The sequence below is a fragment of the Paenibacillus sedimenti genome (assembly GCF_014534655.1).
GTDB classification, from domain to species: Bacteria; Bacillota; Bacilli; order Paenibacillales; family NBRC-103111; genus Paenibacillus_E; species Paenibacillus_E sedimenti.
Map to the genome: position 1 here is coordinate 104,673 of NZ_JACVVD010000007.1, position 11,743 is coordinate 116,415.

An 11,743-nucleotide genomic window follows, 5' to 3' on the forward strand; every position below is an offset into this window, starting at 1 on the left:
GAGAATCTTTCAGCCTCTTTATTATTTATGCGGTTAAATACCTGGAATCGGCGCACGTTTGTGCTCCGTTTTCAAATATTGCTTCTCCAGCTTCTCTTGAACGGCCGGATCGATTTGCTTTCCTTCCAGGTAGTCGCTGTTGTCGTTGTATGTAATGCCCAGCTCATTCTCGTCGGTTTGGCCTTCCCACAGTCCGGCTGTCGGCGCCTTATCGAGAACGCTTTGCGGAACGCCCAGCTTCGCCGCTAACATGCGCACTTGGCGCTTGTTCAGCGTGCTCAGCGGAGTGATATCGACCGCACCGTCGCCATACTTGGTAAAGAAGCCGGTGATGGCTTCAGACGCGTGGTCCGTGCCGACAACGATCAGCCCGAGTTCAAAAGCGAGCGCATACTGCATGACCATCCGCGTCCGCGCTTTAATGTTGCCTTTGCCGCCGCGGCTGACATGCTGGTGAACACCGATATGCTTAAGCCCGTATTCGACTTCAAGCGCAATTTCGTCGACGGCTTCCTGGATGTTGTTTTCGATTTGTTCCTTCAAATCGAAGGCTTTGGCTACCGCGTAGCTATCTTCAATATCGACTTGCTCGCCGTATGGCTGGAACACGCCGACGGTTTTGTATTCGGTTCCGGTTTCTGCGGTCAATTCATCCGTCGCCTTCTTGCACAGACCCGTTGTTACGGCGCTGTCGATGCCTCCGCTGATCGCGATCAGCAGGCCCTTGGCATTGGCTTTTCGTACATAATCCTTAAGAAAATCCACACGTTTGCGAATCTCCGCCTCGACATCAATTTCCGGCTTCACGCCGAGCTTTGCGATAATTTCCTGTTGCAGGCTCATGCATCTCTCCACCTTTTCTCTCGTAATCTAACAATCACGTTCTTTAAGGATAGTATAGACTTAAGCCGTTGAAAATTCAAAGGCGCTTTTTCATGAGCAAAAAGCCCGCTTTGCCAGTGCTGCAATGCGGGCCTTATTGAAGCTGAAGCTTATTTGCAATATTCGTTAAAAGCGCCGATCAAGTCGCCGGCGATCATATCGGCAGAGCGGTCTTCGATTTGGTGGCGTTGAATGAAGTGAACCAATTCACCGTTTTTGAAAAGTGCGATCGATGGTGAAGATGGCGGGTATGGCGCCAAATATTCGCGCGCTTTTGCCGTTGCATCCTTCTCTTGACCGGCGAACACCGTGTATGTGTACGTAGGCAATACGTCATTTTGCAGCGCTTTGGCCACGCCTGGACGGCATTGACCTGCCGCGCAACCGCAAACAGAGTTGATAACAAGCAGCATTGTGCCATCTTTGGAGCTTTCAATTGCTTGATCGACTTGCTCCGGCGTCAGCAGCTCCGTGATACCAATACGAGTCAAATCCTCTCTCATTGGTTTAACCATATCTTTCATGTAAGAATCAAAAGACATTGCCATATGTTCCACCCCTTAGGATTTTATAGTTAATAGTAAAACGTAATCTTTATCATTATTATACATCCGTCTGCCAGGAAAGCAAAGCGCAAAGTACCCGCCCCCAAAAAGGAATAAGACGAAAGCTATGCTTCCGCCTCATCCTTTGGCTTATCGATGGCCGCTCTGCCCGGATCCGATTGTCCCAGATCGTACTCGTAAGCGACATCTTTATCCGGATGCATGAATGTCCCGCCTTGCGGCGGTATGCCCTTCTCAAAAATGTTCCTATTCTCAGCGGTTTGAAATCCGATGTCCTTGTAGGGATGAACCCACTTATCGCCAGCCATGACAAAGGGGTCGGTGTTCTCGGTCCACTGAACGAGAGGTGAGTTCTCCGATTCATAGACATGATCGCCGATGACGACGCCATGCTCATTCACAAAGGGCTGATGCGGACCGCGTCCTTGCTCGAATTGCGGAAGGAAGTTGATCTCGTATGGATCCAGATCGCCTTGTTCCTGAGCAGACTTGGACTGTTCGCTCTGATTTTGGTCGCTCATGGTGTTCCTCCTAAGAGTTTTCCAGAGGAAAACTTTCTTCAATAAGCCTTGCTTATGTGGAAGGTCGGTTCGGACCGTCCAGTTTTTTATCGACAAAGCCTTCTTTGCCTGAGGTAGACGAGCTATTTTGACGCTCTTTGTTTTGCTGTGCTTGTTTGATTTGCTCTTTGGAATCATTTTGGCTCATTTGGCTCAGCTCCCTTCTGCTTGTATTATGTGCCAATCGTGGGAGAAGCATTCCAATGACAAGCATAAAAAGGAACAAAAGCTGCGGCCAGCTCAGATAGACCGCGGTTGGTATAGCGTCGTCAAAGAAGCTGGCTAACATTCCTGCTGCGCCCACGTAAAGCAGTGAAGTCTGAAGGAGTTTGCCCTGCTCCAGGGACGATCTTCTAGGCTGGATAAGCTGCTGCCAAATGAGCAGAGGGGCCAGCAATAAGGCGAAATACCCGTTATGCGGGTGAAAACGGCTGCTCGTACCCTCAATGCCAATGCCCCAAGGCAGCGAGGTCGGCTGACCATATTCCGGAATCAGCGCACAGTAGATAAAGGCAGCCGCAGTGATCCCGCATGATAGAACATCCAACAGCAGGATGAGAGGTATTTGATGCTTTCGTAATTGAAAGAAGGCGTAGATGATTGCCAGCATCAATCCAAGCAGCATCTCCATGCTTGAACCGGACACCATCAGAAGCTTGGCAGGCTGCGTCCATAACAAAGATGGCTGCGTTAGGATGACGCCTAGCTTCCAGGTGAGCATGACGATGATGCCGCCATTGAAAATGATATCATCAATGGGATACTTGGCTGGATCATTCACACCTTGTGACCTCAGTATACGGCGTCCCTGTCTGCGAATCAGCCAAAAGCCTATGATGCAAGCAAGCAGCAGTGCGAGCAATCGTCCCTGCAGCTGCAGCGGCCCTATTTGTAACACATCAGGCATAGCAACCCGTCCTCCCGTTGATCATTACCTTTATGGTAAACGATGGGAGGCAGGCTCACAACTATTACGTTATATCGACGTCATCGAACAACATATGTCAATATTTCCCGGGAAATTTGTAGAAGCAAAAGATTTGATGTCTAAAATGAAAAAGCCCGTTTTCATTCTTATTCCTTATGACTTTGGTATGAGTTCGGTTGCTTCCCGGATCTCTAGGCTACATCTCACGATCTATTCATTTCAGGTACAACTAGTTCTTAATACTATAGCAGGGTATCTTCCAAAATGATCTTTCTGTCGGATATTGCGATAATCTGACATGCATTATGATAGGACTATATTACAATTCGAACGATTATCTTCGCAAAAATTGAAAAAGGCAAACCCGGTCAAAGCCGGTGACGCAAAGCTACAGGGGCTAAGGTGCCAAGAAGACACTATGCCAGCCAGTTACCAAGGTGCGGGAGTGCTTGTGCCCCTTTTTGGTAAAAGGGGTATTTTTTATTGCCCATAACATGATGAAAAGCGGGGTTGGTTATATGAGAAAAACGGTGAAAGAACCTCTGGTTTCAATCATTGTTCCTGTTTTTAACGAGAGCTCCAACATCATGGAATTTTACTTTAGAATCACACGCGTTATGAATCAAACCAATTACAGTTATGAAGTGGTCTTCATCAATGACGGAAGCAAGGACGATACTTTGGACCAGCTCCACAGTATTTGCGAGAAGGATCATCATATTAAAATCATTGATCTTTCCCGTAATTTCGGGAAAGAGATCGCATTAACGGCCGGCCTCGACAAATGCCGCGGTGAAGCCGTTATTCCGATCGACGCGGATTTGCAGGATCCGCCGGAAGTGATCCCTGAACTATTGGCCAAATGGGAAGAAGGCTATGACGTGGTCTATGCAACCCGTACGAAGCGGGATGGGGAAAGTTCAATGAAGAAATTCACGGCGCATTTATTTTACAGATTTATTAAAAGGATGACACCTATCCCTATTCCCCAGGATACGGGCGATTTCCGATTAATGTCCAGAAAGGTAATAAACGCTTTAAAAGAACTTCGCGAGCAGCATCGATTCATGAAGGGGCTTTTCAGTTGGGTCGGATTCCGCCAGACAAGTATTTCCTACCGGAGGGAGCCCAGATTTGCCGGTAAAACCAAGTTCAACTACTGGAAGCTGTGGAATTTCGCCATAGAAGGAATCACTTCCTTCAGTTTCATGCCGCTGCAAGCAGCGACTTATTTGGGATTTGCCATCTCATTTTTCGCCATCATGTTTGCCTGCTATTTGTTTATCACGACTTTATTGAATGGCAATTCGGTACCCGGTTACCCTTCATTGATGGTTGCCGTTCTGTTTCTCGGCGGCGTCCAGCTTACGACTTTGGGCATTATCGGGGAATATATCGGGCGGATCTACAACGAATCGAAACGTCGTCCTTTATATTTCGTCCGGGACATGATCGGCCTCGAAGAAAGCAAAGATATGCCCCGGCTGGAAGGAGTCAAATAAGTGGAGCAAACCATCTATTGGAAAATGAACCGTCTGGAGCATGAGCACTGGTGGTTTGTCAGCCGGCGTAATATTATTGAGACCGTATTGCGAACAAAAGTGCAGTCACTCGGGCCCCATTCTCAAATTCTCGATGCCGGCTGCGGAACCGGTGGCAACCTTGATCTGCTGTCCAGTCTGGGTTGTGATGTAACCGGGCTCGAAATGGAGCCGGAGGCAGCTGAAATTGCAAGATCCAAGAGCGGAAAAGCCGTTTATATCGGCAGTTTGCCGGATGAGATTCCTTTTTCCGACGAATCATTCGATCTCATCGTCCTCCTGGATGTGCTTGAGCATATTGAAGATGATATGGGAGCACTCTCCTCACTCGCTGCAAAGTTAAAATCTGGAGGTCATCTGCTCATCACAGTCCCTGCGTTCTCTTTTTTATGGAGCAGCCACGATGAGTCCCATCATCATAAAAGAAGGTACCGATTGAACCAATTGGATCGGAAAATGCGTCATTGCAACCTTCATCCGAAGTATGCGAGCTATTTTAATACTTGGCTGTTTCCGATGATTGCACTCGTTCGGCTTTTACATAAGAAGCTCCGTTTTCTTCATAAAACGGATGACTTATCCATGCCTTCCCCATTCCTTAATCATCTGCTTATGAGCGTAATGTCCAGTGAAAGACATATCCTGAAGCACGGAAAACTGCCTTTCGGCGTTTCCATTATGGCAATCGGCCAAAAGTTGTAACTTGGATAGAAGGAGCCAGCAACGATGAATGCCAACCAGGTAAAGTTTCAAAGAATCATATTCTCTCTCTATGCTGCCATCTTTCTTGTCGTGTTTATTTTCATGGATGCCAATTCATCCCGAAAAGACCCCGATACGTTCTGGCATATTGAAGTTGGAAAGGAAATGATCGCGCAGGGCAAGATCATTGATACGGCGATCCATACGTTTGCAGGTGACAACCTGTCCTATGTGCCTCATGAAGTCGGTTTCCAGTGGATCGTCGGAGGCTTGTATGGTATGTGGGGATGGAAAGGCGTTCATCTATTCACGTTACTGTCGGTTTTCATTCTGGCTTGGGGGCTGTATCGATTGATGGAGATCTCAAGACAAGAGATGGATCTCCCCCGGATGCACCCTTTTTTGGTTTATGTCGCGCTTCCTCTGTTCATGTTCTACATTTATTTGGCATACTTTAAAATTCGCCCGCAAATGATTTCTGCGGGTTTTGTTGTTTGGTTCGTTGTTTGGCTCAGGCGGCTCTCTATGGATGCTACGGTGAAAAAAGCCGGAGTTCTCGGCTTGCTATCCTTGATTCTCGCTAACGTTCATACAGGCGTATGGGCGGTTATCGCCGTAATTTTTATGATGCAAGTATTGGAAAGAGTATGGGAGAAAAAGTTAAACCGGTATGATCTAATCGCTTTGAGCTGCATGATCGTTGGCGGGCTTGCCAATTTCGGCGGGTTAAAGAGCTTAACCTATTTTCTAACATTAAGTAATAGCCCCTTTACGCAAATCATCGAAGAATGGAAGCCCATTTCTTATTCAAGCAATTACATCGCTTTTATGATTTTGGTTGCATTTGTGGTGTCCGCCATGTTCAGCCTCAAACGACGGCCGTTCCGCTTCATGCTTTTTATCGGAATGATGTATCTCGGTCTTGCCAGTTACAAACAATTTTTATTCTTGGCCCTGTTTCTCCCGTACTATATGGCCGTTGTTGTTGATCGATTTAAATGGTCGAAAGTGTTTCGGAGTTTAGAACCTTACATCGGTTTAAAATTTATCCTTCCCCTGATTATGGCGGGCTTGCTGTTAAACTTTTTGGCGGACATGTTTACGGAATACAAACAACCCCTGACCAAATATCCGGTCGAAGAGATGAGCTACATTCTACAAAAAAATAAGTCCAGCGGCAGGCCAAAAGTACTATCCAATTACGGCACATCCGGATATGTGATGTTCAGAGGCGGGGATGTTCTCGCAGACGGCCGATTTGATCCGTTTATATTGGAATCGACCAAAGGTATTCACCAGTGGACCGCGTTCGAACGTTCCGTGAACGGCTTCCGATCCGGATATTTAATGGATGTCATTCAGTCGGACCGGCCTGACTTCCTGATTCTCCAGACTCCGGACTCGAAGAAAACCGTTAATTCCTTATCGGCAGTTGAACTTGATGAAGTGAAACAGCAATTGGGCAAATCTGATTTTACAGGAAGCTTCGGCCAGGTGTGGGATTTATGGAGATTTTATCAATGAAAGCGCTCAAAACCATTCTTTTGCTTTTTGCCGTAAGTCGATTGATCATGTTCGGGTTTTTGTCGATCGGCCAGCCCGATCGGATTCATTATGCGGATAACCAGCTGCAATTGGATAACCCTGTTTTAGACCGCTTTATTATTTACGATTCCTATAATTATGCGCAAATCGCTCTGGAAGGATATACGGAGGACCGGTTAACCGCTTTTTTTCCGCTCTTTCCGCTGCTCGTCAGGGTATTTGTCGGTCTGACCGGGATAGACGTTTATTGGAGCGGCTTTGTTTTATCTAACATCTTTTTTGTATGTTCACTGTGGCTGTTATATCAATTAATGGAAAAGAGAGGGCTTAGTGAGAGAGTTCGGGTTTTGACGCTTTCCGTGCTCATATTTTTCCCATCCTCTTATTTTTTCAGCGCCTTTTATACGGAAAGCTTCTTTTTGTTTCTGGCTTTGTTGGCTTTCCGGTTCTGGGGAAATGATAAAAGAGGCGCCGCCTATTTCATCGGAGGACTGGCCGCCCTCACCAGAATCGTTGGGGTATGGATCCCTCTGGCTTTTTTCGCGGAAAGATTGATCCGCCGGAAATTGGATGCGAAGGATTTCATCTGGGCGGCTTTGAGCAGCCTGATGTTTGCCTCCTATCCGGTTTATCTTTGGTTGACTAAAGGAGAGCCTTTGTTGTTTTTAAAGGTAATGGCTCCTCATTACGGACGTTACTCAACCCTTCCCTTTTCTCCTATCTATCAGGATATTGTTTCTTCAATACAAGCAGGTCAAATTGAACCAATTAGCATCTTTCACTTGATATTGTTTTTGATCTTTCTCAGTTATTTAATAACAACGATTCGGAAGCAGCAAAAAGGTACCGCCGTCCCTTGGTCTGAGTTTGTTTATACATTCGGATTAATTCTGATGCCGCTTTCTTCCATTTTGAAACAGGCTAATAATTTCCCTTCCCACGGATTTATGCGATATTTTTTAACTATCTTCCCCCTTTTTATTTTTCTAGGGAAACATATAGACCAGGCTTTGATACGCGTAAATAAGAATTCTGGCTCTACCCTATTCATAGCTCGGAAATTGGTTATCTATTTTATTCTTTTCATATGGGTGTCCGTCTCTCTTTATATTATTTTAGTCTTGCGCTTTAAAGGGTTTGTTGCTTGATTAATGAAGTTTATATCTCGAACACCGACTCATGACCTACTCCGTAGTAGTATTACGACTTATTTTCACCCGGACATAACCGTAAATACCTAGGAAACATGACCTTGTAAAATGGTTTATTTGCACTATCCCAAACTTGTGTCCGATTCTGTAGAATCGTAGTATAAGAGGTTAGCATTTGTCAGAAATCGTCAAAGAAGCCAATGGAACGAAAACGGCAAACCCGTGCGAAAGCCGGGGACGCAAAGCCACGGGTCTACACCATCCGAAGAAGCGATGGTACGATAGCCGGGTTGCCAAAGCCAGTTGGCTTTTTGCTGTTCTAGAATGGCGAAAGGGGGACCTTATGCGCGTCGGTGAACTTCTGGTCATGAATGGTCTGATAACGGAGGAGCAGCTCGGCCAAGCGCTCAAGGAACAGGCACATACAGCGAAAAAAATCGGGGAAATTTTAATCGAGCACGGGTTCATCAACGAACGGCAGCTGGTTGAAGTGTTGGAGTTTCAGTTGGGTATACCGGCCGTGAATTTGACGGATGCCCCCTATGATCTGGAAGCCGTTAGACTTATCGATGAGTCGGTTGCACGAAAGTACGGTCTGATCCCCATCGAGTGTAAAAATAAAAAACTTAAAGTCGCCATGGCGGACCCGCTAAATGAAGGGGCGATTCAAGAAATTCAGATCCAAACCGGAATGATCGTTCAGCCGTTTCTAGCTACCCGCACCGAGGTGGAGGAAGGGATTATCCGACAATACGGGTTGACTGAATCGGTTCAAGTGCTGACCGAAATCCTAGGTTCCGCAATGGAGCAGCAGGCCGTCAGAATTCACCTCGATCCGCAGGAACATGGGCTCGTTGTGAAGTACAGGATCGGGACCGAACTAAAGGAGCAGAGGACCATTCCTTCTATCATGCGGGTGGCGTTGATCAACCGGATTAAGCATCAAGCCGGGCTAGATCCTGCCGAGCGAAGGCTGCCGCAGGAAGGTCATATGGAAATCAAGATCCGCGGTGTTGCAGTGGAATACCGCGTTTCCACAATACCGACTGTAAACGGTGAAAGTGTCGTAATCCGTGTTATGGACCCCTCCGCGAAACGGTTGAAGATGACGGAGCTTGCCTTCAGGGAAGACCATGCACAACAGTTTGAACGTGAACTTCGCCGCCCTGGCGGTGGACTTGTCCTCATTTCGGGGCCATGCGGAAGCGGGAAAACGACTACGTTGTATGCGGCGTTACATCATTTGATTGGAGAAGATCAGCGGATATTGACCGTAGAAGATCCCATGGAGCGCAGAATCTTGGGCACGACGCAGGTGGAGGTCAACGAACGGATCGGATTGACTTTTGCCTCCGCGTTACGGTCGGTGCTGCAGCAGGATCCGAATATCATTATGATCGGTGACATTAGGGACGCGGAAACGGCCGAGATGGCGGTGCGGGCGGCACTGAGCGGACGGTTGGTTCTCGGGGCCGTACACGGCAGCCATGTGCTTCAAACGATCGATCGGCTGCGTGGCTGGGGCATTGACTCATACCGGTTGGCGTCTTCTTTATCCTGCATCGTTTCCCAGCGATTGGTACGGCGGATTTGTCATCAATGCCGTCAATCCATAGCGGCTACCGCTGAAGAAATACGGCTTTTTGAAACCCATGGCTTGCTAGAGGATAACGACCCAAAGCAGCCTAAAGGGAATTTCCGTACATTCCTGAAGGCGAAAATCGATGGGAAAATAACCGTGACCCGTGGCGCCGGATGCCGGTTATGCGACCAAACGGGGATGCAAGGTTTTACTGCTGTTCACGAGGTGTTGGAAGTGGACGAGCCCCTACATCAGTTGCTGCTCCAAAACCCGCCGATGTCCGAGCTGGAACGGCATTTAGAAAAAACCGGCTTCAAGCCGATGCTTTATGATGGGTTGTGGAAAGCACGGGAAGGGTTGACCATTGCTGAAGACATTGTTAAAGCAATAAACGGAATTGGCAAATCGACATAAAGGAGAGAAAAAGGTTATGGCGCTCAAGATTCTTATTGTGGACGACACGCAGTTCATGCGTAAAATGTTGGCCGATTGCTTGAAGCAGAACGGGTTTGAGGTGGCCGGAGAAGCGAGCAACGGCCGTGAGGCGATCCGGCAATACGAAGAACTGCAGCCGGACGTGGTCATGATGGATATCAACATGCCAGAGATGGGCGGTATTGAGGCCATAAAAGAGATCTTAAAGCTCGATGCCGATGCCGTGATTCTGGTATGTACCGCCGCCAATCAACAGGAATCCATACTAGAGGCGATAGAAGTTGGAGCCAAGGGGTACGTAATGAAGCCGTTTAAAACCAATCAGGTATTGGAGATCATCCGCAAGAACACGGAACCTTCTATGAGCCTGAAAGGCGAAGCGGCCGTATCGACAGGTACTGCTGAGCTTATAGCGGACACTTCGCCGGAAGTGGCGATGGAGCCGAACCGCGAAGAAGCAATGGACGCTCAGAACTCAGAGAAACCTTTGTTAGAAGCGGCATCCGTAAGCGAGAGCGTGATGCAGGAAGGTCAAAATTCCGTAGAACATGCCGCTCCGTCGAATGCCTGCGAAAACACAATAGCATTAAATTCGCCAAGGGGGAATGGAAACTTGAAAAGCTTTGTCAGCAGTATTATGTGCAATTGGCAGGAGGAAATCAACGGAGAGACGGCGACGTTCACCGTGGTCTGCACCGAAAGCGAGAACAAACTGCTGATCGAAATGAACGGCGACAACCAAGTGAAGCATACGATGCATTTCACGATCGACGGCCTTCGTCAACTGAGCGGTTGGCTGGAGGACCATATTGGGCGGAAGGCGGCCGTTTAGTTTCAATATAATATTCGCCGTATCACGGCTCTAGAATCATTAAAGGCAGCCCTCATGAGGGCTGCCTTTAATACTGCGCTAACTGCAATGATGCCAACTTACTACCCGCCAAACGCTGTCATAAACTGAATCAATGCAGGTCCGAGCAGGACGATGAACAAGCTTGGGAAAATAAATAAAACCAGCGGGAACAGCATCTTAATCGGCGCTTTCATTGCGGCTTCTTCCGCCCGCTGTTTGCGTTGTTCGCGCACTTCCTGCGACTGAACGCGCAGTACTTGGACCATGCCGATGCCTAGCTTCTCCGCCTGGAGAATGGAGCTGATCAGCACGCGCAATTCTTCGATGACCAGACGGTCGCGCACCCCGAGCAGCGCTTCACGACGCGTTTTGCCGAGGCGGATTTCTTCGAGACAGCGGTGGAACTCCTGAGCAAGAACGCCTTCCGACTTCGAAACAAGTTTATTCAGTGCGGCGTCAAATCCCAGCCCTGCTTCCAAGCTGACCGTAAGCAGATCGAGGGTATCAGGCAGCTCACGGAGCCCTTTCTTACTGCGCTGTTTCGTCTTTAAGCCCAAATAATACGATGGCAGCACAAGGCCGATCAGGAACCCGATCAATCCGCCAAACAGCATGCCGCCGATGTCCGGCTTAACCAACAAGCTGTAGAACACGCCGATGAAAGGCAGCGCAATCATCATCACAATCTGCAGCAGCCGATACTCGAACGGTCCCATGCCAAAAGGATTGCCGGCCTGCAGCAGCTTCAGTTCAATCCCCGTATCCCGCATCCCGCTTTTACGCTCAAACCGGCGCTTCATGCGCAGCCACATCCTGCGGAATACGCGCTGTAACGCAGACATCTCTTTCTTCTCTTCTTCCTCGATAATCCGGCCTGCAGCTTCCTTATCGGTGATCATGGATAAACGGCGCTTAACCTTATCGTTTTTTTCCTTTTTAAACGATAAGACAAATTGGATAAGCAGCAGAAACGTAATGAAAAAAGTAACATACATCAT

Annotated in this window: 11 protein-coding genes and 2 riboswitches; of the genes, 6 read left to right on the forward strand and 5 right to left on the reverse strand. The window is 47.9% G+C overall.

Translation table 11 applies throughout. The features are described 5' to 3' along the window. Positions 1-33: 33 nt before the first annotated feature. From nadE to ICC18_RS19665, 4 genes are all read right to left on the reverse strand, one after another. On the reverse strand, positions 34-843 hold the full coding sequence (gene nadE, locus ICC18_RS19650; protein WP_188176152.1) for an NAD(+) synthase: 810 nt from the start codon (positions 841-843) through the stop codon (positions 34-36). Between the two features lie 149 nt (positions 844-992). Then, positions 993-1,430 (reverse strand): BrxA/BrxB family bacilliredoxin, encoded by a 438-nt coding sequence (locus ICC18_RS19655; protein ID WP_188176153.1) that lies wholly within the window; start codon positions 1,428-1,430, stop codon positions 993-995. 122 nt (positions 1,431-1,552) lie between these two features. Next, the gene (locus tag ICC18_RS19660) at positions 1,553-1,969 is read right to left on the reverse strand and encodes a DUF3905 domain-containing protein (RefSeq protein ID WP_188176154.1); all 417 of its coding nucleotides are present in this window, start codon (positions 1,967-1,969) and stop codon (positions 1,553-1,555) included. A gap of 52 nt (positions 1,970-2,021) precedes the next feature. Continuing rightward, positions 2,022-2,915 carry a prolipoprotein diacylglyceryl transferase family protein gene (locus ICC18_RS19665; protein ID WP_188176155.1) on the reverse strand — a complete coding sequence of 298 codons (894 nt, stop codon included), beginning with the start codon at positions 2,913-2,915 and terminating at the stop codon, positions 2,022-2,024. Between the two features lie 368 nt (positions 2,916-3,283). Next, positions 3,284-3,373: riboswitch (cyclic di-GMP riboswitch) on the forward strand. A gap of 81 nt (positions 3,374-3,454) precedes the next feature. Between ICC18_RS19665 and ICC18_RS19670 the strand changes: the two genes are divergently transcribed. The 6 genes from ICC18_RS19670 (at position 3,455) to ICC18_RS34795 (ending at position 10,724) form a co-directional block, all read left to right on the forward strand. Further along, entirely contained in the window at positions 3,455-4,438 is a 984-nt protein-coding gene (locus ICC18_RS19670; protein WP_188176156.1) for a glycosyltransferase family 2 protein, read from the forward strand. Next, positions 4,439-5,179, forward strand: a complete 741-nt coding sequence (locus ICC18_RS19675) for a class I SAM-dependent methyltransferase (protein ID WP_312029563.1) — start codon at positions 4,439-4,441, stop codon at positions 5,177-5,179. It begins immediately after the preceding gene. A 24-nt stretch (positions 5,180-5,203) separates the two neighbouring features. Continuing rightward, on the forward strand, positions 5,204-6,703 hold the full coding sequence (locus ICC18_RS19680; protein WP_188176157.1) for a hypothetical protein: 1,500 nt from the start codon (positions 5,204-5,206) through the stop codon (positions 6,701-6,703). After that, entirely contained in the window at positions 6,685-7,872 is a 1,188-nt protein-coding gene (locus tag ICC18_RS19685) for a hypothetical protein (protein ID WP_188176158.1), read from the forward strand. The genes ICC18_RS19680 and ICC18_RS19685 overlap by 19 nt, the downstream gene beginning before the upstream one ends. Positions 7,873-8,078: 206 nt before the next feature. Further along, a riboswitch (cyclic di-GMP riboswitch) is annotated at positions 8,079-8,173 on the forward strand. Positions 8,174-8,218: 45 nt separating this feature from the next. After that, the gene (locus ICC18_RS19690) at positions 8,219-9,871 is read left to right on the forward strand and encodes a GspE/PulE family protein (RefSeq protein WP_188176159.1); all 1,653 of its coding nucleotides are present in this window, start codon (positions 8,219-8,221) and stop codon (positions 9,869-9,871) included. A gap of 16 nt (positions 9,872-9,887) precedes the next feature. After that, positions 9,888-10,724, forward strand: a complete 837-nt coding sequence (locus ICC18_RS34795; protein ID WP_188176160.1) for a response regulator — start codon at positions 9,888-9,890, stop codon at positions 10,722-10,724. Between the two features lie 101 nt (positions 10,725-10,825). On the opposite strand, the gene ICC18_RS19700 is transcribed toward ICC18_RS34795, so the two are convergent. After that, positions 10,826-11,743, reverse strand: a complete 918-nt coding sequence (locus tag ICC18_RS19700; protein ID WP_188176161.1) for a type II secretion system F family protein — start codon at positions 11,741-11,743, stop codon at positions 10,826-10,828.

Coding starts and splice junctions, on each gene's coding strand:
- nadE (WP_188176152.1), bottom strand. CDS start 843: ATGAGCCTGCAACAGGAAATTATCGCAAAGCTCGGCGTGAAGCCGGAA.
- ICC18_RS19655 (WP_188176153.1), bottom strand. CDS start 1,430: ATGGCAATGTCTTTTGATTCTTACATGAAAGATATGGTTAAACCAATG.
- ICC18_RS19660 (WP_188176154.1), bottom strand. CDS start 1,969: ATGAGCGACCAAAATCAGAGCGAACAGTCCAAGTCTGCTCAGGAACAA.
- ICC18_RS19665 (WP_188176155.1), bottom strand. CDS start 2,915: ATGCCTGATGTGTTACAAATAGGGCCGCTGCAGCTGCAGGGACGATTG.
- ICC18_RS19670 (WP_188176156.1), top strand. CDS start 3,455: ATGAGAAAAACGGTGAAAGAACCTCTGGTTTCAATCATTGTTCCTGTT.
- ICC18_RS19680 (WP_188176157.1), top strand. CDS start 5,204: ATGAATGCCAACCAGGTAAAGTTTCAAAGAATCATATTCTCTCTCTAT.
- ICC18_RS19685 (WP_188176158.1), top strand. CDS start 6,685: ATGGAGATTTTATCAATGAAAGCGCTCAAAACCATTCTTTTGCTTTTT.
- ICC18_RS19690 (WP_188176159.1), top strand. CDS start 8,219: ATGCGCGTCGGTGAACTTCTGGTCATGAATGGTCTGATAACGGAGGAG.
- ICC18_RS34795 (WP_188176160.1), top strand. CDS start 9,888: ATGGCGCTCAAGATTCTTATTGTGGACGACACGCAGTTCATGCGTAAA.
- ICC18_RS19700 (WP_188176161.1), bottom strand. CDS start 11,743: ATGATGTATGTTACTTTTTTCATTACGTTTCTGCTGCTTATCCAATTT.